The sequence below is a fragment of the Alicyclobacillus suci genome, assembly GCF_017329615.1.
GTDB lineage: Bacteria > Bacillota > Bacilli > Alicyclobacillales > Alicyclobacillaceae > Alicyclobacillus > Alicyclobacillus suci.
Window position 1 is genome coordinate 1 of sequence record NZ_JAFMTW010000040.1, and the last position, 25,502, is coordinate 25,502.

Annotated in this window: 22 protein-coding genes; 6 read left to right on the forward strand and 16 right to left on the reverse strand. The window is 51.9% G+C overall.

All coding sequences use genetic code 11. The features are described 5' to 3' along the window. The 6 genes from J3482_RS15690 to J3482_RS15715 form a co-directional block, all read right to left on the reverse strand. Nucleotides 1-525 (reverse strand): MATE family efflux transporter (locus tag J3482_RS15690; RefSeq protein WP_268884578.1); only part of this gene is annotated, 525 nt, incomplete at its 3' end. A 278-nt stretch (nt 526-803) separates the two neighbouring features. Beyond that, nucleotides 804-2,108 (reverse strand): MEDS domain-containing protein, encoded by a 1,305-nt coding sequence (locus tag J3482_RS15695; protein ID WP_146823824.1) that lies wholly within the window; start codon nt 2,106-2,108, stop codon nt 804-806. A 188-nt stretch (nt 2,109-2,296) separates the two neighbouring features. Beyond that, on the reverse strand, nt 2,297-3,805 hold the full coding sequence (locus J3482_RS15700) for an MDR family MFS transporter (RefSeq protein ID WP_146823825.1): 1,509 nt from the start codon (nt 3,803-3,805) through the stop codon (nt 2,297-2,299). 72 nt (nt 3,806-3,877) lie between these two features. Then, nucleotides 3,878-4,417, reverse strand: coding sequence for a PadR family transcriptional regulator (locus J3482_RS15705; RefSeq protein WP_188332302.1), 540 nt, complete (start codon nt 4,415-4,417; stop codon nt 3,878-3,880). A 96-nt stretch (nt 4,418-4,513) separates the two neighbouring features. Beyond that, complete coding sequence (locus tag J3482_RS15710; RefSeq protein WP_328702722.1) at nt 4,514-5,194, reverse strand: exonuclease domain-containing protein; 681 nt, start codon at nt 5,192-5,194, stop codon at nt 4,514-4,516. A gap of 6 nt (nt 5,195-5,200) precedes the next feature. Beyond that, nucleotides 5,201-6,223 (reverse strand): putative nucleotidyltransferase substrate binding domain-containing protein, encoded by a 1,023-nt coding sequence (locus J3482_RS15715; RefSeq protein ID WP_146823827.1) that lies wholly within the window; start codon nt 6,221-6,223, stop codon nt 5,201-5,203. Nucleotides 6,224-6,419: 196 nt separating this feature from the next. On the opposite strand from J3482_RS15715, the gene glnA reads away from it, so the two are divergent. After that, complete coding sequence (glnA, locus tag J3482_RS15720) at nt 6,420-7,757, forward strand: type I glutamate--ammonia ligase (RefSeq protein ID WP_206922683.1); 1,338 nt, start codon at nt 6,420-6,422, stop codon at nt 7,755-7,757. Nucleotides 7,758-7,936: 179 nt separating this feature from the next. Here the strand turns inward: glnA and J3482_RS15725 are convergent, their stop codons facing one another. Further along, a complete protein-coding gene (locus tag J3482_RS15725) occupies nt 7,937-9,223 on the reverse strand; it encodes an ammonium transporter (protein WP_206922690.1) in 1,287 nt (428 codons plus the stop codon). A 331-nt stretch (nt 9,224-9,554) separates the two neighbouring features. Between J3482_RS15725 and J3482_RS21325 the strand changes: the two genes are divergently transcribed. Next, nucleotides 9,555-9,686, forward strand: coding sequence for a hypothetical protein (locus J3482_RS21325; RefSeq protein WP_262927014.1), 132 nt, complete (start codon nt 9,555-9,557; stop codon nt 9,684-9,686). Between the two features lie 193 nt (nt 9,687-9,879). Then, a complete protein-coding gene (locus tag J3482_RS15730) occupies nt 9,880-10,845 on the forward strand; it encodes a L,D-transpeptidase (protein ID WP_146823830.1) in 966 nt (321 codons plus the stop codon). An 8-nt stretch (nt 10,846-10,853) separates the two neighbouring features. Here the strand turns inward: J3482_RS15730 and J3482_RS15735 are convergent, their stop codons facing one another. After that, nucleotides 10,854-11,387 (reverse strand): hypothetical protein, encoded by a 534-nt coding sequence (locus J3482_RS15735; RefSeq protein ID WP_146823831.1) that lies wholly within the window; start codon nt 11,385-11,387, stop codon nt 10,854-10,856. A 199-nt stretch (nt 11,388-11,586) separates the two neighbouring features. Between J3482_RS15735 and J3482_RS15740 the strand changes: the two genes are divergently transcribed. Both J3482_RS15740 and mctP read left to right on the forward strand, forming a co-directional pair. Next, nucleotides 11,587-11,796, forward strand: a complete 210-nt coding sequence (locus J3482_RS15740) for a DUF3311 domain-containing protein (protein ID WP_021294956.1) — start codon at nt 11,587-11,589, stop codon at nt 11,794-11,796. 32 nt (nt 11,797-11,828) lie between these two features. Continuing rightward, nucleotides 11,829-13,340 carry a monocarboxylate uptake permease MctP gene (gene mctP / locus J3482_RS15745; RefSeq protein ID WP_146823832.1) on the forward strand — a complete coding sequence of 504 codons (1,512 nt, stop codon included), beginning with the start codon at nt 11,829-11,831 and terminating at the stop codon, nt 13,338-13,340. A gap of 115 nt (nt 13,341-13,455) precedes the next feature. Here the strand turns inward: mctP and J3482_RS15750 are convergent, their stop codons facing one another. The 3 genes from J3482_RS15750 to J3482_RS15760 are packed head-to-tail and all read right to left on the reverse strand — an operon-like array spanning nt 13,456 to nt 18,245. Further along, nucleotides 13,456-13,656, reverse strand: a complete 201-nt coding sequence (locus J3482_RS15750) for a hypothetical protein (protein ID WP_206922684.1) — start codon at nt 13,654-13,656, stop codon at nt 13,456-13,458. A 27-nt stretch (nt 13,657-13,683) separates the two neighbouring features. Then, entirely contained in the window at nt 13,684-16,665 is a 2,982-nt protein-coding gene (locus J3482_RS15755) for a DEAD/DEAH box helicase (RefSeq protein WP_328702723.1), read from the reverse strand. Beyond that, on the reverse strand, nt 16,662-18,245 hold the full coding sequence (locus tag J3482_RS15760; protein ID WP_146823834.1) for an SWIM zinc finger family protein: 1,584 nt from the start codon (nt 18,243-18,245) through the stop codon (nt 16,662-16,664). The genes J3482_RS15755 and J3482_RS15760 overlap by 4 nt, the downstream gene beginning before the upstream one ends. A gap of 191 nt (nt 18,246-18,436) precedes the next feature. On the opposite strand from J3482_RS15760, the gene J3482_RS15765 reads away from it, so the two are divergent. Further along, nucleotides 18,437-19,831 carry an APC family permease gene (locus tag J3482_RS15765; RefSeq protein WP_146823835.1) on the forward strand — a complete coding sequence of 465 codons (1,395 nt, stop codon included), beginning with the start codon at nt 18,437-18,439 and terminating at the stop codon, nt 19,829-19,831. Between the two features lie 113 nt (nt 19,832-19,944). Here J3482_RS15765 and J3482_RS15770 read toward each other — a convergent pair whose 3' ends face one another. From J3482_RS15770 to J3482_RS15790, 5 genes are all read right to left on the reverse strand, one after another. After that, a complete protein-coding gene (locus J3482_RS15770; protein ID WP_206922685.1) occupies nt 19,945-20,496 on the reverse strand; it encodes a DJ-1/PfpI family protein in 552 nt (183 codons plus the stop codon). 108 nt (nt 20,497-20,604) lie between these two features. Continuing rightward, nucleotides 20,605-22,026 (reverse strand): phosphomannomutase/phosphoglucomutase, encoded by a 1,422-nt coding sequence (locus tag J3482_RS15775; RefSeq protein ID WP_223204206.1) that lies wholly within the window; start codon nt 22,024-22,026, stop codon nt 20,605-20,607. Next, nucleotides 21,965-23,116, reverse strand: a complete 1,152-nt coding sequence (locus J3482_RS15780; protein ID WP_188332303.1) for a glycosyl transferase — start codon at nt 23,114-23,116, stop codon at nt 21,965-21,967. Before J3482_RS15780 ends, J3482_RS15775 begins: the two co-directional genes overlap by 62 nt. Beyond that, nucleotides 23,103-24,290, reverse strand: coding sequence for a glycosyltransferase (locus J3482_RS15785; RefSeq protein ID WP_146823837.1), 1,188 nt, complete (start codon nt 24,288-24,290; stop codon nt 23,103-23,105). Before J3482_RS15785 ends, J3482_RS15780 begins: the two co-directional genes overlap by 14 nt. Beyond that, nucleotides 24,290-25,321: a nucleotidyltransferase family protein gene (locus J3482_RS15790; protein WP_146823838.1), complete on the reverse strand. Its 1,032-nt coding sequence runs from the start codon at nt 25,319-25,321 to the stop codon at nt 24,290-24,292. Before J3482_RS15790 ends, J3482_RS15785 begins: the two co-directional genes overlap by 1 nt. Nucleotides 25,322-25,502 lie beyond the last annotated feature (181 nt).

Below are 25,502 nucleotides of genomic sequence, written 5' to 3' on the forward strand. Positions count from 1 at the left end.
GCCATACGTCAAGAAATAGGTCAAGACAATGAGCAAGCCATTCGTAATGATGGAGATGATCATCGGCGTCCGCGTATCACCAACCGCGCGCATGTACGCGAAAAACACGACGGTGAACATCGTAAATGCAAACGAGAACATTCGCACACCCAAATAAGGCGTCCCAGCTGTGACAATCGCGCGATTCGCACCGAGCATGACGAGAATCTCCCGGGGCAACACAATACATGCCACAATCCAGATGACGTCGAGTGCAAGCGCAATCAGAAGGGCAGCCTGCATGCGCTGATTACCTTCCAACATTTTATTCTCGCCGAAGTTTTGCGAGACGAGAAAGTTGATAGATTCATTGAGGCCAGCGAACAGCGCCCAAACGTTATACATAAAAATATTGCATATTCCCACAACGGCAATTGCTGTTGGGCCCAGTCGGCCGACGATAATCAATGTCAGCATACCGGTCAGCGTCATCGACGAAAACGTGAGAATGGATGGTAGTGCCAATCGCAGTATCCGCTTCCACATGGCCACGTATGTCTCGCTTTCTAAGTCAATTCTTCATCAAGGCCAATTGCCGATGGCTCCACTTGGTGCCCATCACCAATCACGATTTCAAACTACCGCATCCAAGCCCCGTCCCGCAATCACTTCTGATGGCCGGATACAAATTTTCATCACGAAAATCGGCGAAAATGAACCGCGTATATCTCCAGGTGGAAAAGCAGGAAAATCAGGGGTACAACCAAATCAGCGAGGAGGACATGTAGAAGTCAAGAGACCGCGAAACATTCACGATGGCAGATTCAACCTGTCTCAGCCGGGAACCGGACGCGAAAACAGGAACCGCATTCAAGTTCACTTTCGACTTCTATGGTACCCGAAAATGCGTCGACCAGTTTCTTCACCATAAACAGACCGATACCTTGTCCACTCGCCTGATCGTTCATCTTTTGATACTTTTGAAATAATCTTCCTTTTTGTTCCGCACTCATGCCACATCCATCGTCCATCACTTCCACCATCAGGAACTGATTTACTGAATACGCACGAATCACCACTTGTCCGCCTTCATAGCTGTACTTGATGGCATTGCTTAAGAGGTTCGATAAAATCAACTTAAAACCGGAGCGATTCGCACAAATCGTGGCCGCCTCTTCCAAGTGAATCTCGCTCACCAGCGTGACATTCTGCGTTCGCGCTTTAGCTGCCATAATTTCTAAGACTTCCTGCATCAATTCGCGCGGTCGAATCAACTTTTTTGCCCATAGCGCATCCGACGACAGCATGTGTTCCGTGCGAATGATATCAGATATCTCGTGATCAATGACAGTACAGTAATCAATAATCGAAGATAGCTTGTCCACGTGGGCGGAGTCAGCTGGCGCCGCATCCTTGAGCAAGGATGCATACGCTTTAATGACAGTTAAGGGATTGCGCACCTCATGCGAGACCACATGGACAAAATCCAGTTTTTCCTTATACAAGTCGCGTTCCGTTTCAAGTTCGCTCTGCACCGATAGTGACGGGAGCGTAATGGAATTTCGTCGACTCGCATATAAAGTCGATTTCACCATATCTACATCCGTCATCAACAAAGGATGACTGCGCATCATTTCAATCATCACGGCGGCAGGGACTGCCCCACTGTCATATGCACAAACGGTCAGAAAGCCAAGGTCACTCACTGTAATATCACAACTGCATTCGTAAGTATGCAGACGCTCGAGAATGTCCGCTTGCGGTTGCCAGTCCACATGCCCCCATAGGCGGATAGAACGGCCCGCACCCAGATGAGGCTCGACAACATCTTTCAGGTTTTGCAACACACGCTCAAAATGAAAATCGCGATACATCATATAGAACTCAAAATGATTGACGTACGTCACTTGTTCAAGAAACGATGCGCGTTGTGACGCCTCAAGAAGTTCGCGAAGTGCTGTATAACTCTGCAGGCTGTCAATGTAAACCACATGCTGACCCATGTTTAATCCCATTTCGATAAAGGAAACGACATTTTCTAAATAGGCCGATTGTGTTTTGTAGAAATACAGAATATGAGCACCATTCTCGACCGAGATGGACTTTGTCAATGGGATTGGGTTTTGCATCAGATATTCCTCACTTCACTTTCTACAAAAGGCATAAGTAAAAGGCAGAAGTCGTCTATCCGTGAATCGGACAGCGCGAACCCGCCCGTAAAACGGGCGGCGTTCCTGCCAATATCTCCGCGCTCCAAATAACGTCACAGTCTTGCCCCAGCCTGTAACGTCAACGGAATGTATCACCACAGGATACATCAATGCGCATTAACGCTTTTTTGCTGCTCCATCACCTTCTGGTGGGATGGTAAGCACAGCGCAATGACGAAGTTCACCATTGCAATTGCAAACATGACAATAAAAATCAAATGAATGGCATGCGCTAACGTCTGGTGGACCACATCCACCAGTTGCGTCGGAATCTTGGTGCCTCCACTCGTTCCCGCATCATTAATTAATTGATTCAAACCGTGCGCATTCACCGATTTTGGCAAGTGACTTTGCGCGTACGAAGCGGTTGCGGTGTTGAATATTGTACCAAAAATCGTAACACCAACCGTTTGCCCCAAGGAGCGGACAAATGTATTCGAAGCCGTAGCAGCGCCCCGCATTTGCCATCCTACCGCAGACTGAATCATGACGGTTGTAGGGGTGATTGAGTAACCCATACCAAACCCCACAACAATCATCAATCCAACGAAGTACCAATATGGGGAATGTAACGAAATCGCCAGTGTCCACGCGCCACCAAGGACCACGAGCACTGCGCCGACCATTGTCGTAGCCTTCGTGCCCATCTTGTACATGTACCGACCAGCCAAGGTAGAACCCAACGGCCACGCAATCGACATCGGCATTAACGTAAGTCCGGAGTTCGTCGCACTATGCCCCAAGATAGACTGAATCCACATCGGCAGATAAACATTTGCGCCAATTAGAACAAAACTTAAGAGGAACCCAATCACATTCGAGACAGCAATCACCGGAAGACTAAATAGCGAGAGCGGGAGCATCGGCTCTTGCACCTTAGATTCAATCCACACAAAGAGCGCAAGAAACACCAAAGCCCCGACAAACAAACCAATCATCGTCACGGAATCCCAGGCATATGCGTCCCCGCCATTCAACAGTGCGTACAAAAGCGCAGAGATGCCAAGGGTGAACGTAATCGCACCCCAATAGTCAATTCGTTTCGACTTGCGTTCATAGCTTTCGTGTAAAAAGGAAAGGACCAGGATGAGCGAAATTACCCCCACCGGCAGATTAATATAAAAAATCCAACGCCACGAGATATTATCTACGAATAATCCGCCGACGAGTGGTCCTAATAGACCCGCAACCCCCCACACGGCGCTGAAGACACCCTGCATACGCGCGCGCTGTTCACCGGGAAATAAATCGCCAATAATCGTAAACGTGACAGGCATCACGGCACCTGCGCCAATCCCCTGAAACGCGCGAAACCAGATAAGCTGTGGCATCGAGTGCGCTAATCCGGACAGCATCGAACCAACCACAAACAAGATGACACCGATGCTGAACACGACCTTACGGCCAAATAAGTCGGATAACTTCCCATAAATCGGCGTCGTTACACACGTAGTTAATGTGTAAATGGCAAACACCCAACTATATAAGTTGAGCCCACCCAGTTTGCGGGCGATATCCGGCATCGCCGTACTGACGACTGTAACGTCGATAGCGACCAGAAAAACAGCGACGAGCATCGCAATCGTCACCATTCTCCGGTTCGTTGTCTTCTGCATGCACTATCCATCCTTAACCGTAGAATCAATACTTGATGAAGCCTTTCAACCATAAAAAAAGAACCTCTGTATTCAGGAGTCCGTCCTTCCAATACATGTATCTACCCAAGCCAGCTTCGCTTCACAGATGGTTAACTCATAATCGAGCACATTCAAAATATGCGGACGCTCAGCCTCGGAGATGGAAGACGCCTTACGAACGTGTTCAGCGTGCGCTTCCAAGCCGCCAGCTTCCACTTCGAGAAATACTTTGTACTGGCGAAGAATTTCAAGCTGCATATCGTGGCTTAAGTGATGAAATTTGCTCAGTTTGATGCGAAATAGGTCCTCGGTCTCCTGGTTGTGTTCAAACGGACGACGAACGAGGCGATAAAACTCCACGTCCCCTGCCGCGGTAATTTGATAAACCTTCCGTGGTTTCCCGCGGCTAGACTCCCCTAGTTGTGGAATCTGTCGAATCAGCCCCTCTTCCTCCAACCGTGCGATAACCGAATATAACGTACCCCAACTGACCTGCCGCAAGGGCCCCAGTGTCTGTGAGAGAATCTGGTGAAGTAAGTAGCCGTGCATGGGGCTATCCTTTAATTCGCCGAGAATAAACAGCTCGTACAACACATTCCCCCTCCTGAATAGGAATGGAACCATGAATTTTATACCGTTTCATTATAACAGTTCGATATATCATAGACACGTTCAATGAACGTGTCATCACCCCATCGCCCGCGCACTTGCCCAGTCAATGACCTCCACCACGGTACGTAGGCCTAGTCTCTGGCACAACACGATTTCGCGTTTCCACACTTCGGCTGTCATCCGCACATCCGCGTCCGCCTGATGTCGTCCCTGCACAGGAACCCCCAACCAAACACACGTCTCATCCAAGGTAGGCACCCGTGGCAATCGACCTAAAGCCTGTGCCACGACCGCCGTGTCAATGACAATCGGACGCAATTGCAACTTCCACAACTGACGAGCGTGCCGCCCAAGAAACGAAAGCTCATGTCGCGCGTGATGCGCAATCCACACGCGGTTGAGCGACATCGACAGCGCTTCCTCCAGAACGTCGGGCATGTCGCGTCCCCCCTGGACAATTTCCGGAGACAAGCCGGTGATATCCCAAATGGTTTGAGGCACGCGCGAGATATCTGGATGCCTCACAAACTGATAGAAAAACTGAGAAAAGTCATCTAACCCAGTCATACACCCTGCCGCAAGGGACAGCACAAGGTCGGTCTGCGCGGAGAATCCGCTGGTTTCGATATCAATGACAAAATACTGTGCATCCGAAAGGGCTGATTCCCAGACGCGCTGTGCACTGGTTCCAACCGTCGGTACAAAGTTGAGTCCGCTCACATCCTCGCCTCGATTTGCCCCTCGAAACCACCTCACATTGCTTCACCTCGGTTTTCGAAACATGCGGTGTACAAAACGTTCCAACTCGCGCACAGCCCGCAGGTGCTGAATTGTCAGCGTACGCTCTGCCTCTGTGAGCGTCGACCAGGCAATCTTGTCGGTCGGCACAGTCCCGCGCAGCACGTCTGTCGCTTGCGTGCGAAGACGAAGCTGCCAACCATATGTCAACGCCAACTGAACACGAGAAGCCAGATCTTCCGCCAGCTGACCACCCGTTACAAGTGCCATGAATCGTTCACGTGTATTCAAATGCTGAACCTGATAAACAATTGCCAACAGACGGACGGCGTGAACAACCGGGTTGATGAGGCCCTCCTTGATCTGAAAATATTCAACATCCTCAATTCGCTCGGTTTGCACATGGCCAAATCTCGATAAAGGAACGGTATTGTGAATTCCCAGATGGGCCATTTCCCAACAGATAAACGGCGAATTCCGAATCCCCTCATAGGCGAGTGACGCAATCGACCCCCACGCCTCAAAATTGAACAGTGGGCAACCGTCTATCATCATGCATAAATATCGGACATTTTCCCAGTCTGGATAGTTCAAATATTGCTCAATCCGCCGTTTCCAGTCGACGATTGAACCAATCCAACGCGGATTGGTGCCCATGACAAACCCTTGACAAGGAGGGAATCCAAAGTCCACCATCCCTCGAACAAAGCGATGTAAAGCCTCAAAGACGTCCTCCCTATTCACTCGACCCGTTGTCACAATGGCGTAATCCAAGTCACTATAGAGACTATCTTCCCCGCGTCCGCCTGAACCGAATCGAATGTACTGCAGATGTGGCAATATCTGTTCTGGAATATAGTGTACCCAGGCCGACTGTAATGCGTATTGCCTGACGAGTTGATAATGCTTGAGCCAGATATCTACTGACCCACCATCGTTCAACCAGGTTAGCGTAACCTCCGCCATGGCCTGCACCCATTCTTTTCGCCGATGATGCCCCTCGGGTAACGCCAACCAGTTTACATCGAATTGCGGGAAGGCGAGCATACGCGTCCCTCCTTTCTCGTCACCAACATTACGTCAGACGGTGTGCAAAACATGGCGTTTGCGGCTATGATAACACGCTCGTACCACTTCAATATGGTCAGAAACCCCGTTGTGGCATATGATGAAAGTGAGTATAGACAACCCATTTTGGCTCTCCCTCGCGCTCACCACTCTCTTCTCCTGTGGAGGCTACATAATGATAAACAATATTGATAAGGCAACCATTCTTCAGCGAGCCATTGAAGCGAACGTTCGTTACGTCCGTCTCCAATTTACAGATTTACACGGATTGTTAAAAAATGTCGAAATCCCGGTTGATCAATTGCGCCAGGCACTGGACGGCCGCATTATGTTTGACGGTTCATCCATTCACGGGTTTGTGCGAATCGAAGAATCGGACATGTATCTGAAGCCGGACTTATCGACTTGGTTATTGCTCCCATTCGCCCCAGATGACACGACTATCGCTCGTCTCATCTGCAATATTTGCCTACCCGACGGCACCCCATTTTCGGCGGACCCCCGGGGCATCCTACAACGCGTAATGGATGAAGCCAAAGCATTCGGTTTCGACGACTTCCAAATCGGCGCCGAGCTGGAGTTCTTCCTCCTAAAGTTGAATGCATCCGGAAAACCCAGTACCGTCCCAAATGATGACGGCGGATATTTCGACATCGCCCCAATGGACGCGGGCGAAAATTGTCGGCGCGACATTGTACTCACCTTGGAACAAATGGGTATCGACGTCTTGTCTTCGCACCATGAAACAGCACCTGGACAACACGAGATTGATTTGCCGCCCACAGACGCGCTGACGGCCGCGGATAGAATTACGACATTGAAAATGGTCGCGCGAACCATCAGCCGCACACACGGGCTGCATGCCACATTCATGCCCAAACCACTGCAAAACGAAGACGGATCCGGCCTTCACTGCCATTTGTCCCTACACCACAACGGCAAAAACGCGTTCTATCATCCGGACGCCGCGCATCACCTCAGTCCCATGGGTACTGCATTCATTGCTGGGTTGTTATTTCACGCACCCGCCATCACAGCCATCAGTAACCCATTAGTCAACAGCTACAAACGGTTGATTCCTGGATATGAAGCACCCGCCTACGCATTTTGGTCGACCAAGCATCGCATGCCGTTTGTCCGTGTTCCCACTACGCTGGACGACAGTACACAAATAGAACTGCGCTCACCCGACGCCGCTTGCAACCCATATCTGACGTTTGCGGCCATCCTCAAAGCCGGATTAGACGGAATTCGTAGCGAACTTCAACCGCCGCGCCCCGTCGACAGTTCGGTCACAAGCATGTCTGAGGACGAGCGTTTCCAGCATCAAATTGTGCCACTGCCAACTAACCTTGAAGCGGCCATCCACGCTCTCGAGGAAGATGAGATGATTCAAGACGCCTTGGGCTTACACGCGTTTTCACACTACATTCAAGCCAAATTGCTGGAGTGGGAACAGTATCGAGCCACCGTGCACCCTTGGGAGTTGGACAACTATTTAGCACACTATTGAAATATCCCCTTGATACAAGAAGGAGGCCTGACACACCCCGTGCCAAGCCTCCCTTATCCGTTTCTCTATTCACTTCGATTCCGTTCCGTTTCCCTAAACCCACGATTGATCTGATTGATGCAAAAAGCGGCCATCCAAGTGCTGTGTGTATGTCCGCCTACACAATTCCATCCAGCAAATTATTTCCCAGAGAACGGCGTCGTGTGATCCCCAAACAGGTGCTTGATTTCAGCTGTAGGAATCGATTCAGGATAAGCCGACTCGTTGTGCAGCGCAACGTCGAGGCCCATAATTTCCTCTTCCTTCGTGACGCGAAGCCCCATCACCAAATCCACAACCTTGAGCAAAATGTACGTGCCGACACCGGAGAAGACCCAGGTTGCAACCACACCAATCAATTGCAGCAACAGTTGATAGGGATGTCCTGCGAACAATCCATTCGACCCGGCCGAGTTGACCGTCGTAGTCGCAAACAGCCCAGTAGCAAGCGCTCCCCAGGTGCCACCAATCCCGTGGCCGCCGAAGGCGTCCAACGCGTCGTCATATCCCAGTTTCTGCTTCATGAAAGTCGAGGCAAAGTAGCAGATTGCGCCGCCCAACAGGCCGATGACAATGGCACCGCCCGGCGTGACAAACCCGGCGGCCGGTGTAATCGCCACCAATCCGCCAACAGCTCCCGCACAAGCACCGACCAGCGTAAAGTGACCCGTTCGAATCCGTTCCACGATGAGCCAACCAATAGCTGCGGCAGCAGTCGCGGTGTTGGTCGTCATGAACGCGTTGGCAGAGACGAAGTTTGCGCCTAATGCACTACCCGCGTTAAACCCGAACCAACCAAACCACAGGAGTGCGGTACCTAAGAGCACAAAGGGCACGCTATGCGCTCGGATGGACGGAGACCCATGTTCTGCGCGGCGGCCGAGGTACAAAGCCGCCACCAAACCAGCCACACCGGACGAAATGTGGACGACTGTGCCACCTGCAAAATCGAGGATGCCCAGGCTGTGGAGCCAGCCACCCGCACCCCATACCCAGTGTGCGAGCGGATCATAGATAAAGGTTGCCCACAGGACAATGAAAAGCACAAATGACGAGAATTTCACACGTTCAGCCAAACCACCGACAATCAATGCAGGTGTGATGATGGCGAACATCATTTGAAAGATGCTAAACACCATGCTTGGTATGGTACCGGCGTAATCGGCGTCAGGTGCCGCGCCAACCCCGTGTAGCAAAAACCACTGTAGCCCGCCGAATAAACCATGAACATCTGGGCCGAACGCGATACTATAACCAAACAATACCCACTGAACAGAGACAATCAAAATGACTGCGACAATTTGAAGCATCGTGGTAATCACGTTCTTTGCTCGTACGAGTCCACCGTAGAAAAACGCCAAACCGGGTGTCATAATCAGAACAAGTGCGGAAGAAGCCAAAATCCAAGCCGTGTCTCCTGTGTCGATTTTGGTCGACGTGTCAGCAAATCCAACACATGGAACCAAAAGTACGCCGAACAGGGCACTTAAAAAGGCAGCAATCTTCGTCCTCACGGTGTACCGCATCTACTCGCCCCCACTCCACTAACTAAATTTTCTTACTACACTACTTGTGAAAAAAACTGCCGTCAATAAAGTATGTAAGATTCCCTGACATAAACTAAAAATAATTTAAATCCCGCACGAAACGGCAGCAGATGTCAAAATCGACGAACCCATCCATGTCACCATGGATTGGATGGCCTGCTCGCGATTCGGGAACGATATAGACAAAATGACCATGACGAGGTGATTGGATATGGCCGAGAGCAGTCAGTCAAATGAAAAAGCCGTGTGGGAAGCCTATCTGAAGATGTGTAAGCAAGAAGGCAGAGAACCATCCGCGAAAGACTTTGCCGCGTGGGCAAAAACGCTACTGGCGAGGCTGTGAGTCTCGCCACGAACCACGCCTCCCTTTGAATGAAAAGTCAACTCGCGGTGACACGCAAAAAAAATTGGCAAGCCCTGCATCCTTCGACAGCATCTGACCTGTCAGTCATGCTAGACTCTCAGCGAAATTGGCAATTATCCCTTTCAGGTACCAGGTTCAAACTGGACTGTGCCATTTTGCGAGGTGTCAATCGATGCGTTTTCGGGTGATTCAAAGGTTCTTGCTCACTTGTTTGTCTATCGTATTTATGCTCGTACCCGGAAAGATTACCGAACAACATGTGCTTTTTTCAACCATTCCTGTTGCAGATGCAAGCACCGCTGCCGTCACGCCACCACCGCATGATATTCATTTATCCCAGCTTCAGCATCGACACGTGATGCCGACCATCCATGACAAGCCCGCGAAACCTGTGCGCCCGACGCTCGAGGTCGGCACACACGGGACCGCAGCACTGTGGCTAAATGAAGCACTAGCGACACTCGGTTATCTGCCACTGACATTCACCGCTTCAGCGCCAAGTGGCGTAGCCAAGAGCGCCGTCGCTCAAACCATGGCAGAGAATTTGAATAATCCGCAGTTACAGCCGCTTTCCGGTACCTGGACGTGGCAAGCCGCCTATCCGAGTACGCTCGTAGATCTTTGGAATCCCAATACAGTTTCTGTCATCACGCAAGGCGCTATCATTCATTTTCAGGCGGACAACCACCTCGCCATCGACGGTGTGGTCGGCCCACAAGTCTATCAGGCACTCCAGCAAGCGTTACAACACGGCGCGCCCACTCTCCATCCATATACGTACGTCAGCGTGTCAAAATCGCTACCAGAACACCTCGACGTGTGGCAAAATGGCCAGAAAGTCTTCACGACACCAGCGAACACAGGTATCGCGTCGAGTCCCACGCCAACCGGCACGTGGCCGGTTTATGCACGGCTTGTCTCACAAACTATGCAAGGGAAGAACCCGGACGGTAGCACCTATCGGGATCCGAATGTGCCCGATATCAGCTACTTTTACCAAGGATGCGCAATTCACGGGTTTCCACGCGCATCGTATGGCAGCCCACAAAGCCTAGGCTGCGTCGAATTGCCCATCAATGCAGCGAAAACAGTATATCGTCTCATTGGATACGGAACACTTGTCTCTATTGAGTCGTGACCCACACACTATCGTGGAATGTTCCGATAAAACGCACAGTCGCGCCCAAACGTATTCCAATCATTCATGTCGTGCTCAATCAAGACCCACTTGATGAGACCCACGATGAGGTCACATGGGTATCCCACGTCGACAAATTTTTTGCCAATCGACACAAGTTGCTGCGGCTTGAATTCTGTACACGTATATACCGCGTCAATCAACGTCACGAGTTTTGCATATTGTTTTGGGTTCGCATCCCGTTTCAATCGAAGGTCGTCATAGATATGTTCGTATTTCGGGGTTTTGGAGCGGCCAAATCGGTGCCCATCGACCTCTATCCGAAAATCGTTGCCATTTCGGCGTCCCGGCCGCACAATCCACAAGGTGCTGCCATCCGCCATCGTCTCGACGCAGTACCGATAACGTGATGCCTTGTTCTGTTTACCCTCCCCTGGCGCTTCATTGGCGAAGTAGAGGAGCAAGCGTTTGCGGATAGCTAGGCGGCTAAGTCCACTGCGAAACGGTTGAATGTCAATTTCTCGGTATACATACTCTGCCAATCATCCAGGACTCCTTATGCTGTTCAATGTTGTCATTGTAACGAGCCATAACACATGTGTCGATCACGACCGCGACATTTGTCCTTTACTTCTTCGTATAAGGTGCTAAAATTTGATTTGACTGTAAATTTAGACTCCTGTGTATCTTCCGTACAAACTGCCACAGGAACATACCTTCCCGGGAAAGGAGGTTCGCCCAATGGACAACACCACCCCGCGCAAAAAAGGCAGCCCATGGTGGTATTTGCTGATTCTTGTGCCACTAATCGGAACGCTCTTCCCTGCGTTCTATTCGTCGGTATCACCAGAGCTGTGGGGCATTCCCTTCTTTTATTGGTACCAAATGCTATGGGTCATCGTCAGCGCGGCCGTCTCCGCAGCGATGTACCTGCTGTTACGAGAGAACTAAAAAGAGATTGATGGTGGGAGGGGCCTTAGAACATGCAGTGGACAGCACTCGTCGTCTTTATCCTATTTTTCCTACTAGTGACCATTCTCGGTTTTTTTGCAGCCAGGTGGCGTAAAGGTGACCTCAGTAACCTCGAGGAATGGGGTCTTGCCGGCCGTCGTTTCGGCACGATGGTCACTTGGTTTTTGGTCGGTGGAGATATCTATACCGCATATACGTTTATCGCGGTTCCAGGGCTGATGTACGGCGCCGGTGCGCTGGGCTTTTACGCAGTCCCATATACCATCGTCGTCTATCCAATCTTCTTCATGATCTTGCCGCGCTTCTGGTCCGTCGCCAAAAAACATGGGTATGTAACCGTTTCTGACTTTATTCAGGGGCGCTTTGACGATAGGCTACTCGCACTCGCCATCGCACTGACAGGCATCGTCGCCACCATGCCATACATTGCACTGCAGCTAACCGGTATGCAGGCGGTATTGGCAGCCATGGGCATCGGCGGTGAGTGGCCGCTCATCGTGGCGTTTATCATTCTCGCGCTCTACACCTATACCAGTGGGTTGCGGGCGCCCGCGATGATAGCAGTCGTCAAAGATCTAATGATTTACATCACGGTCATTGTGGCCGTTATCGTCATCCCCATTAAACTGGGCGGCTTCGGGAACATCTTTCACAGCGCCCAAGCGGCGCTGGCCCATGCGGCGACGCCTGCCTCCATCGTGGCAACGCCAGCGCAGTACTCGGTGTACGGAACGCTGGCCTTTGGTTCCGCTTTGGCACTGTTCCTGTATCCACACGCGATGACGGGCGTCTTCAGCGCTGATAGTCGAAAAACTGTTAAGCGAAATATGGCTTTACTTCCAGCGTACTCATTTGCACTGGGCATCATTGCGCTACTTGGGTTTATGGCCCTTGCGGCAGGCATTCACACCAAAACCTCCAATGCAGCGGTACCACTGCTTTTCTTAAAGGAGTTCCCTAGTTGGTTTTCTGGGTTTGCCTTCGCGGCCATCGCCATTGGTGCCATTGTTCCAGCGGCTATCATGTCCATCGCAGCGGCAAATCTCTTTACGCGCAACATTTATCGCGCGTATTTCGTCAAGAACGCCACGCCACAACAAGAAGGTCGAGTGGCCAAAATTGTGTCTCTCGTCGTCAAACTTGGCGCGTTGGTCTTCATCATTGGATTCCCGCAACAATACGCAATCAGCATGCAGCAGGTGGGCGGTATCTTAATTCTACAAACCCTCCCAGCATTGATTTTCGGCCTCTATACGCGGTGGTTTCACCGCCGGGCGCTGTTGGTCGGATGGTTGGCTGGTATCGCCTATGGCATCTATATGTGGTCGACGACCGGCTATAAGTCAACCACCTACACCTTACACCTGTTTGGCCATGCCATTCCTGCGTACGCCGCCATCTGGGCACTCATCGTCAATGTCATTGTGACGGTCATTTTGACCTTAGTCCTGAATGCGGTAAGAGTCAGCCAGGGCGAGGACAGGACGGTAGCCACCGACTACCAACTGGAGACAAACATCTAGGCGTTCAAGGCCCGCCGCGTTGACATCTAGGCCAAAGAAGCAGGAGGCTACAAAGGCCTCCTGCTTCTTTTTGACTCATTTGCTATCTCCGTCAACCCGTTTATCGCAGCATTCGTCACAGTTGATTGGAAAACGCCGTATAGAATTTCACCCAACCTTCAGCCATCCCTGGATTTTGTGCCACCACTGCGGGCACCCGCTCCGGTGCCTGCGGGCTGGCATTCCGCTTCGATTTGCGCCGCCGTTTCACCGTTTTTACCTCATTCGTTGGAACAGCCGGTTCAGTTGACAAAGATGCGCTATTCGATGGTTTCATTACGCACGCAACCTCCCCTTAACCTAGTCAATCTGTCACCCACTCGCGACGCAACGCGAACAAATCTCGAAGTTCCGTCGATGACAGTTCGGTAATCCACTGTTCGCCGAGCCCAACGACATCCTCGCTCAACGCGAGCTTACGCTCAATCATCTCGTCAATTCGCTCTTCCAATGTCCCTAAGGCGACAAACTTGTGCACCTGCACCCGCTTTGTCTGGCCAATGCGAAACGCTCTATCCGTCGCCTGATTTTCGATTGCCGGATTCCACCACCGGTCAAAGTGAAATACGTGATTGGCGGCTGTCAGATTCAACCCAACGCCACCCGCCTTGAGTGACAACACAAACACGCCAGGCCGCCCGACGCTATCATCTCCCGACTGAAACGCCGCAATCATCTCGTCCCGCTTCGCCTTTTGTACACCTCCATGCAAAAACAACACAGGTTCCTCGAGGACCTCTTCTAACGCGCGTTGGAGCAATGTCCCCGCCTCGACAAATTGCGTGAACACGAGACACTGATCTCCCTCAGCACGCAACTCCGACACCATCTCCACTAGTCGCTCCACTTTTGCTGATCTCGCCAGCGAAACACGCCCTTCGGCACTATCCTTCAGGGCGAGCGACGGGTGGTCACAAATCTGTTTAAGCCGTGTCAGCGTCGCCAAAATGACCCCACGCCGCTCCATCGGCATGAGCGTGTCCAATTTTTCCAGCATATCCTGCAACACCGATTCATACAGCGCCGCCTGTTCAGCCGTCAACGGAACATAAACCTTCGCCTCGACTTTGTCTGGCAGGTCCAACTCAATCCGCGGATCTGTCTTGACGCGGCGCAGCAAAAAGGGCCGCACCATCCGCTGAACCCGACGAATCAACTCCGCATCGCGCGTACGTTCAATCGGCTGGACAAACCGCTCTGAAAACTTCCGGAGACTCCCTAAGTACCCAGGATTGATGAAGTCAAAAATTGACCACAGTTCCGTCAACCGGTTCTCCATAGGTGTCCCCGTCATCGCAATTCGGTGACTCGCTTGCAATCGGCGAATCGCCTGTGACTGCTTCGTATGGGCATTTTTGATATTTTGCGCCTCGTCGAGGCAAATAGAATTCCACTCGACTTGTGTGAGATCCTGCTCATCCAAATTGGCTAGCGTATAGGTAGTGATGACGATATCGCTAGTCTTCACCTTCGCTTCAAACGCCTCACCGTGCAAGCGACTGGGGCCATAGTGGATATAAATACGCAAATCATCTGGGCCAAATCGCTCAAGTTCCTTCTGCCAGTTCCCCAACACCGACGTTGGGCATATGAGCAGCGACGCCCCGTGTGGCATCAACGTTTGTGCAGGCGCTGACTGTTCGCGCGCGTCCGCTGCGGCTTCCCGAATCGCAAGCAAGTAGGCGATATATTGTACCGTCTTGCCAAGACCCATATCGTCGGCGAGACAAGCACCAAAACCATATTTGCGCAGCCAGAGTAGCCACGAGAACCCTTGCTTTTGATACGGCCGCAGTGCACCGCGAAACGTCTTCGGCACATCGTACACTGGGATTTCCGCCTGCTGCTCCAGTGTCCGCATCATGTCGTACAAATGCTGATTCAGTTCCACTTCGAACCCTTGGAGCACTGTTTCATCCCGGTCGTCAGTCGCAGCGGACAAATCGCTCGAAGCGGATGACTGGGACATAAGGTACATCTCGATGACGTCCCGTAAACTCAAACCATTGCGCCGCGCCACATGTTCTTTCAACCGCTGCGCCCGGCGATAAAAATCTGGATCAATCTGTATCCAATGCCCACGAAACCGAACAAGTCGCTGTTTCTGCGCCAACAGATCAGCAAACTCCGCGTCGGACACGTCGATTTCGCCGAGGGCGTAACGCCAATCAAACGCAATCGTCTGATTTAGCCCAAACAAGGATTGTTGGGGCGCGCCCACCGTCGACCGGACGCTGGCCTTCAGCCGCGGCGCTGCCCGTTGCACCTTTGCCCACCAGGCCGGAACGAACAGCGGAACACCTGCGGCACTCAGCACCTGACTAGTCACGCTGAGAAACTCAAACGCCTGATTTCCGTCGAGTTCGGCGCACAAAGTCTGGACGTCGTCGTCCGCACTAAAGTACGAAACCAGTCTCCGGATGCGATTCACCTGCGCGTCAAACTGATCTCGAAATGGCAGCCACGCAGGCGGCAAGCTGGAAATTCCGTCGCTAGCGACAGGAACTACCTGGTCCACCTGAAGTTTGTCCTGTACAACGACCTGCAATCGCCAAATCTCCGCCTCGCCCTGTGCAGGTTCGACCAACTGCAAACCCACTCGAAATGGCGTCTGGTCTTGCATCCAACCAATAGCAGTCAACCAAGCGGGCTCATCGACATACAGGTCCGTCAAATGGATCTCCGATGCAAGGCTATCCGACGCGATGGTAGCAAGGGATTCCTGTGCAGCAGTACCAGCTGCAGGTGTCAAATTAGGATATTCCTGAAGCAACTGATGAAACACATCTTGCAACTCCGAATGTGTCTCAATATGCTCGGCAATTGCCTGATGCACCCAAATATCTAGATACTCAAGCGCAATACGCGATGGTTCGTCCAACTCGTTGGGCATGCGAAGGCGCCAACGGAATTCTCCACGCAGCCATGCCTGATAGTCTGGCGCAAACCAGCCTTCGCGCAAGGCTTCCAACAACTTCACTGCCACCCGCTGCAACATCTCGTAATCCGGCCGGTAATCAAGCTGTACCAGAGCATTCGCCGTCCCTGAGCGAGCAAAGAAGCGAATCGCCGCTAGCGGCGACAAATAGATGCCCCGTAGCCCTTCCCACTCGGTGAATTCGCACAGCGTTCCGTAATAACTGTCGGGATCCCACTGAAACAACTGAAGCGCCAATTCCTCTGCATCAACCGCTTCGCCATACTCCGTCTCTCCGTAGACCAAAAATCCTCGTGTTGGCAGCCATTTCGCCGAGACGATAATCACTGTTTCATCCCTCACCGTCACGTGATAATCCCCCGCTTGCGCATCTCGTCCTGCAATGCCCGGAGACGTGTGTATCGACTAGTGAACTGATTGAGGAAACGAGCCCAATCGTCCTGTCGTTTCAGTTTCTTGTATAGTGTCGACAGTTTTTTGAGATGGCGAACTGCAACTTTATATGCCGCGCGGTTTTTCAATCGAATACAGCGCTCCACAGTTTGGTGATACAGTGGTAACAGATACTCCGGTGCAGCCTTCTCGACATGACGCAATTCTTCGCGTTCAATCCCAGTTATCGTGAGGTCATTGAACAAACAGTAGTCCACCCACGCGCGATACTGTTCCGTCATGATATAAAACCGCATGAGATACGGTTGAGAAAGGGACTCATTTTCAGTCAAAAACGCCTCACAATCGGACCGCGCATCCTCGTGATGTTGGGCAACGACAACCCAGTTTTCGCTAAGTCTCCACAAATCCCATTGACGCAGCTTCACGTCGTCCGAAGTGATATGTTTCAACCATCCATATGCTCTCGCCCAAGCCCTCTCCCGTACCAACACGTCGAGGTTGATGAAATAAAACACCGCCCGAAATTTCGGGTCCAGGCCATCCAACATCAACCATGCTTTCGCATCGTCACCAGCCTTCGTATAAAAATAGGACAACATCAATCGCACAATTTCTTGCCGATGTTGAGAGCTATCAGCTTCAACATCTTCCCACCAAGCGATTTCCTCGGACAGCGACAGCACTTCTGCCAGCCAGTATTCGTAGACAAAGCAAACAGTTTGTAAAATCGACTCGTTGGGAGTCGCCTGCCGAACGAATCCCTCCCGAATAAATTGAACCAAGCGTGCGTTCCACGCCGCATCGGCAGCGGCGCTGGACACCCTAGACGTGTTCAGCAGCGAGGAGATGAAACTCCCATACCGGCGCAATGCCATCTCAAGTGTGCGCGCGTAGTAGTTGTCCGACAAACTTGCCCCTAGTAACGTCCCCGCCGTTTGCATGGCGTACAAATACAAGAGCAGTTCGAACCGATCCCTCGTATTGTCAGACCAAGTAGCACACACTTCCTTGGCGTGTTCAACACGGTTATCCAGCGACAAAACCTGGTGGTAAATCGTCTTCTCGTCTACATATCCAATCCGGTGCCGCAAACCGTTCAGCCAAGTGTCAAAATCGTCATCCTCCTGTAGTTTTGCCAAGACTTCGGGCTCTGGTGCCGTCTGTGACATCGTGTTCAGCGCCACCCCAGCACCGTGCCCACCCGCCCGACTTGCCAGGAGTTTCGTGACAAACACCTCTGGACTTTGATACGTAGCGTAGACCTCAAAAAACACAGCCGCCATGTGCTTGCAGATATCTTCATATGGACATGAACAACGACTGTGCAGGTGTACCCAATCCAAATCCAGCACCACATCATAAAATTCGCTTCCTGTCACGTTGGCAATCAGCGTCCGCCCCACCATCTCGACGAACACCACCCGTTCTTCGTGATAGTAGCTTAAACCGCGATTCAAGATGTGTTCTGGCATAGCTTTTAACAGTTGATACCCAAAATGCTCCAGTTCGGTCTGATCGATCACAACATTCACGCGCACTCCCCACTATCCGGTCATGTATTCACCCCATATTGTAACATGACCCGACCAATTCAATATGTGGATATGTGGATATATCTGTTGATATTTATCTTCCAATACCGATACCTCAAGTGATACCGTTATATTGCTAACTGACCGAGTGTTGTGTATTATCTGAACACAATGTGTGGCGAGGTGTTAAAATGCAAGAACAACTGCGAAAAAATGGGCTCTCCTACCCTGAAGCTATTGGCGTTTCGGTCGCCATTATGGCGCCAACCGCGGCAATGGCGCTAAATGGTGCACTCGTCGCGGGCGTAGCAGGCGTGAGCGTCCCTCTGACGTTTCTCGTAGCCATGATTACGATTGGCCTCGTCTCCTACGCATTTATTCAATTTAATCGCAAGTTTTCTAGTAGTGGATCTGTCTACGCATTCACCACAGTCTCCCTAGGCCCGAGGATGGGTTTTCTCTCCGGATGGTCACTCTTGTTCACCTATCTCGTCTTCACGGGTGCCTCGGCAGCGGAAATCGGTGCCTTCATGCAAAGTTTCTTGTCATTTGTTGGTCTCCCTGTCGGATGGTTACCCATCGCGCTCGTAAGTATTGTGCTGATTTGGCTGCTCGCGCTCTTCGATGTCCGCATTGGCGCCCGCGTCATGCTCCTGTTTGAAGGCATCTCCATTCTCCTGATTCTGATTCTCAGCGTGGTCATTCTGCACCGAGGTGGCGCAGCCCATCATCTATCCGCAATACCATTCACACTAGCAGGGAATCACCTAGGGACAATTGGGCTCGCTGCCGTCTTCGCCTTTCTTTCGTTCGCAGGATTCGAAGGGGCATCTAGCTTGGGAGAGGAAACGGCGAATCCGCGCCGGGCCATCCCGATTTCCATCGCATCCGCCGTGATTATTACGGGCATATTCTATATGCTGGTCAGTTACGTGCAATCTGTTGGCTTCGGATTGAGTCCCGCAGGCGTGCATGCATTCTCTGTATCTAGTGCACCACTAGGCGACTTAGCGAAGACATACATGTCGTCCGGGTTCGCTGCCGCCATCATGTTTGGCGCAGCACTGTCGGCGTTCTCCAGTGCGCTCGGTACAGCCACCACGGGGTCACGCTTATTATTCGCCATGGGACGCGACGGGTTCATCCATCGAGGGCTGGGGTCAATTCACCGGAAATACCGAACACCCCATGTGGCGTTGACGGTCGTCATGGTCATTGGTCTACTGGAAGTCGTTGCTCTTGCACGTCAACCCGGCGCAAGCGTGTTTGGCTGGCTCGGGAGCATCGGCGTTCTATCGCTCTTACTAGCCTATTTGGCAACCAATATCGGCGCCATCATCTATTTCACTCGCAACGGCAATTGGCGCGGGGCTGTGTTAATCGTGCCCATTCTCGCCACCGTTGCACTGGTGTACACCCTCTACACCAACGTCTATCCGATTCCAACCGCACCCACACGATATTTTCCCTATATGGTCATCGCCTGGATCATCATCGGCATCTGCATCGTCGTAACCAATCCGACCCTCGTCGGCAACATCGCCAAACGCATCGCGCGGGAGAGCTTACACACGCAAGAAGAATGACTCACAAACGATTGACGAAAACCCCCTGCTCAACAAAAAGGGACAATCCTGCACGCGGATTGTCCCCAAGGCCAAAGCAGCATAACGATTCTCTCTGTACATCCGATACCCACTCAATTTCCGAGCAACTTGAAAAACTCCCGCATAAATCCGGGCAAATCCGGCCACGCGTGGCCGGAGACGAGATGACCGTCCACATGCAGCGTTTCCGTGACGTACTTCGCGCCCATTGCCTCAACAGACGGCTTACAAGCGATGTACGCCGTCAAACTGCGACCTTTCAATTGTTCTCGCACCACTTCTAGGACTTGCGCAGCGTGGCAGATGGCGCCAATTGGTTTCTTCTCCTCGAAGAAATGTGTCAAAATCCGTGGAATGTGTTCGTCGAGTCGGATATATTCTGGTGCACGACCGCCCGGGATGATAAGCCCATCAAACTGCTCCGGTTGAACATCAGCAAACGAAATGTGCGCCTCTAATTGATATGCAGGCTTCTCCGTATACGTGTCCCAACCGACGAAGTCATGTACGACGGTATGCAGCGTCTTTTTCTTCGGTGCGGCGATGACCGCGTCGACCTGCGCCTCCAACAGCCGATAATACGGATAATAGACTTCCAGTGCTTCCACAGCGTCTCCCGTGATAATGAGGACTTTTTTTGCCATAGCCACGTCCCTCCATTCTATCGTTACATTCTACAGCCCCACCGATTTCCTTATGCCACAAATTACTTTGCAATCGATAGGCTGACTTACTGCCGTAGTGGCCGTTGCTCACCACGGAATGGATGTTTCCAATCCGCAATCCGATAATACCTGTTCCACTTCGCGCTTGATTTGACTGAGCGTCTGTGAATCCTTTGCCTCTGCCCGCAACACGAGGATTGGCTGCGTGTTCGAACTGCGTACGAGCGCCCAGCCCGCAGGAAACTGAACGCGCGCGCCGTCGACCGTGACGACAGGATGCTGTTTGGCAAAATGCTTCGTGACCGCTTCAATCATCAACGGTTTGTCTTCCTCTTTGCAGGCAACTCTGGTCTCCGGTGTCGCGACATACGAGGCGACGTCTGCGAACAGTTCGGACAACGACCGCTTCTCCTGCGACAAGATTCGGAGTAACCTGCCAGCCGCGTAAAGCGCATCGTCAAATCCGTAGTACTCGTCATTAAAGAACAGGTGTCCTGACATCTCTCCGGTAAACGGTGCATTCGTCGCCCGCAGTGTAGCTTTGATATGTGAATGTCCCGTCCGGTGAAAACGCGGCTTGCCACCTAACCGTTCAATCTCGTCAATCAGCGATTGTGAACACTTCACTTCGACCAACGCTTCGCAACCAGGATACTTAGGCAAAATTTCACGCCAATACAAAATCATCAATTGGTCTCCCCAGCGAATCTCACCCGTCTCGTCCACGACACCCAGCCTATCGCCATCACCATCAAAGGCGACGCCAAGGTCCGCCTGATGCGCGCGCACTGCGGCCACTAAGTCGACGAGGTTCTTCGGATCTACCGGATCTGGATGGTGGTTCGGGAATTCCGGGTTCGACTCACAATATAGGGGAATGACGTCACACCCCAAGCGAGCCAACGCCTCTGGCGCAAATGACGAGGCTGTGCCATTTCCACAGTCGACAACGACCTTAAGGCGCCTGTCACCAAGCCGAATTTTATCCGCGAGCATCTGCAAATAAGCAGGCTTTATGTCTATCTCCTCAGTCAAATGCTCCATGACGCTAGGAGTATTTCCCGACACCCTACTAGACTCCGCTATCATCTCTGCGTGCAGACTTCGCACCGCGTCACCGTATATGGTGGTCTTGTCGACAGCGATTTTAAATCCGTTTTCAGACGGTGGATTATGGCTGGCTGTCACCATCACGCCGTCCGGAATCTGCAAATGTTCCAAGCTGTAATAGAAAGCTGGCGTCGTCACTTCGCCGATGTCTTTCACCTGACAGTCAAGCGACGTCAATCCAGCGACGACGGCCTGGTGGAGCGCAGGCGAGGATGCACGGTTGTCGTGTCCTACCACCGCCTGACGACGCCCACGTTGCAATAAACGCCGAGCGAAGGCACGCCCCAACAAATAGGCGAAATGTTCGTCAATCTCTCGAAACGCCTCACCTCGGATGTCATACTCGCGAAACACGTGTTTTGGCAGCGTCAAGTTGTGTGTCATCGATATGGTTGCCATGAGAATGCCCTCCTTCTACCCATGCGTTATGATAAATCGCTTCCGTCAGTAGGTAAGAAAGGGTAGACTCCGCCCCTTGATTCGGGTTTAGCCCATCCTCGTTAATTCCGTCGCAGCACCCTCCATCTTCAGCGTCCGCGAGCGGCTGACCTGCATCATTTTCCCCGTAGAACCAAGCGACACACTGTTTAAGTACCGCTTGGTAATGAACCTCGCCAGTCACCTCAAATGCCTTCGCAGAGGCCAGCGCCAATTTCATGACCTCTAGCGGCTGCTGATCCCAGACACTCATGTGATTTGGCCCGGCCCAGCCTCGATTGCCAATCGGCCGCACAACGCCACCGGGGGTCATCCGCTCAATTAAAAATGCGAGGGACGTCTCGGCAATGAAGCGTATATTTTCGTCTTCCAGCACCTGGTATGCACCAAACAAGGCCCACGGGAATACGCCATTGGCATATGTCATCGTCGGTTCAAACCAATGCCATTGCGGTCTTTGATTGGTTGCGTATAACTGACACAAATGCTCGGCGAAGTGTTCTACAACCTGCGGCAATTCCCGCTTTGCCCAATCGACAAACACATCATCACCCTGTACTTCGTCCATCCGAGTGAGCAGCGTAGCTGCCGCAGACAGCGTATGTGCCATACCGCGCGGGAATTGCAGTGCCGACGTCAACGAAAAACCTCGTTGACAAACCTTGCGGATGGTCGGAATCCTGCGTTTGTCCGGGTGATCTAAACTGGCCACCGCCAACGCCCAAAGTGTTCGGCCCTGGCAATCATCCGAGGGCACTTCAGGTTCGAACGTCCGGTTGTAAAACACGTTATTGTGAAAACGCCCATCCTCACCTTGAACCCAAATCAGAAATTCCAGGTACTTGTCGGCCAATGAACACAAAAGCGGAATGGCTTCAGCGGCGTTCGTGCGTTCTGCATAGCGGATCCATTCGATACACATCCACAAAGCCCGCGCATTGTCATCTGTCGAATACCCTTCCTTACGCCGTGGGATCTTCCCAAACGCGTGCTCCAATAACCCTGTGTCATCCGTCAGCCGCTGGAGGTGATCGAGCTTAACGGGTAGCAAGGAACATTTCGCTCCCTTCCACCGCACGCCACTCCTCAATCAGGCTGCGAAACAGGTTCCAATGTGAAATTCCTACACGTGCCCATTGCATCGACCGCCCAATTTTTTGGATTTGCTGTTCGTAGGCACTTCGAACCGCATCCTGGGTCAGCATTCGAACCATTTCACTCGACCATCTGTTTGTATCGCCATAGGGAATCAACAATGCCGGCAAATCCTTAAGCAAATCTCTAGCATATGCGTATGGCGTACTCAATACTGGGCGCCCGGCCCCTACTGCATACGCGAGTGTGCCGCTCGTAATTTGCTCCATCCCCGGATAGGGCGTGACATATAAGTCACACGCAGTAATCAGTTCCGTGATATCTGTTTCCGTCATATACCTGTCCAGCATGATGACGTGATTTTGCAACTGATGGTCGTCAATCATCTTGCGCAATTTATCTCGATAGGCTTCACCATGCTGTTTCACAATTTCCGGATGCGTTTGGCCCGCAATCACATACAAAACGTTCGGGATCTCTTCCACCACGCGCGGCAGTGCTGCCAAGATAGATTCAATTCCCTTGCTCGGCCCCAACAGGCCAAACGTGAGAATGACTTTGCGACCGTGCCATCCCAGCTCTTGGCGCAAAAAGGTCCGCGGCTTTGCAGATGGCCCGGGGGTACCATGCGGGATATACGATATCTTTTCAATCGGTACGCCATACGCGTCTTGCAGATAGCCAACAGCTCGGCGGTTCATCACCGTAATATGTGCGCTTTCCCGAATCAACGCTTGTTGAATTTCCCGATAAGGAGACATAGGCTTTTCAAACACCGTGTGGAACGTAGTCACAAGCGGCTTCTGCAGCGCTCGCGCAAACTCCAACACGTGCTCACCAGCCTCGCCGCCGAAAATACCAAACTCGTGCTGAAGCGAAACAAGTTGAATCGAGCTATTATTAATTCGTTTGGCCAACCGCTCGTAATCCCACAACACGTCGCGACGCAGCAACCAGTACGAACGGTTGTACAAGTTTCTATCCTCATCCGCGCCGACGACAGCGACGACCTGATCGCGAAAGTCGGCATTTTGCGCGGCCTGTTGCACACTCTGCCGCAAATGATGCGTATATGTCGCCAGTCCACACTTTTTCGGGACATAAGTGCTCACGTAGGCAATCTCATACATTATTGCATCACCGCCTCCAATTCTTCGCGTGCCGCTGTTTCATTGACAGTTACCGTAAACCCGGGGCCGACAATCGCACCCGACAGTTGCGTTCTCCCTTTGATGCGCGCCTTCGGCCAGATGACCGAGTTGCGAACGGAACAATCGGGTCCAATTACCGCCTGATCTCCAACCACCGTAAATGGTCCCACAGTGCTTCCATACTCGAGCACTGCGCCATGGCCAATAACCACTGGTGGCTCTATGCGAACGTTCGCTGCAATCTCGACGTTCCTGCCCATCCAAACACCATCGCGAACCATTGGCGTAGACAGACGAAGCGGAAACTTGCCGTCGAATACGTCGCGATGGACCTGGAGGTACCGCTCGTGCGTGCCCATATCCATCCAATAACCATGAATCGAGGTACCATAGACGCCCATTCCGTTGTCGATAAGCGTCGGGAACGTCTGCCGCTCAATCGATGTTTCGCGAGACTCAGGAATCCAATCAAGGGCAGCTTTCTCCATGACATAGATACCTGCGTTGATGAGATTGGACGGGGCTTCTTCCCGCCGCGGCTTCTCCACAAAACGAATGATTTCGCCCAACTTAGTCCGCTGTACCACACCGTACTGCGACGGATCATCGACCTCCGTGAGGCCAATCGTCACCACCCCGCGGTGCCCTCGGTGAAACTCTAATAAAGGTTGTAAATCGATATGATGAATGATATCTGCGTTAAAGACGAGGAATGTATCGCTAAGCATGGCTTGGGCATTTTTAATCGCCCCCGCAGTTCCGAGCAACTGTCGCTCATAGGCATACTGTAGGTTGACGCCAAGTGACTCCCCGTCACCAAAGTAGGATTGGATTTTATCTGCGTGATACTTGACCGCAAGCACGATGTCTTCAATGCCTTGGTCACGAAGATGCACAATGAGGTGTTCAAGCCACGGTCGATGAAACACAGGTGTCATCGGTTTTGGAAGGTTTTCTGTCAAAGGGCGTAAACGTGTCCCAAGTCCTCCTGCTAACAACAATGCCTTCATTTTCATCCCCCCATTGGTCAAATGTTTTACGAAATGCCAATAGATGAACGGTTCATGAAGATTGCTGGAAACGATGAGGAAGCGACACCCCGGGGTCGTATCAGACTTCCAAGTGCCAGCATGAGCCATCAACTTGTTAGCACTCTATAGAGGTGGCTGCTAAAAGTATAAGCAAAGTTAT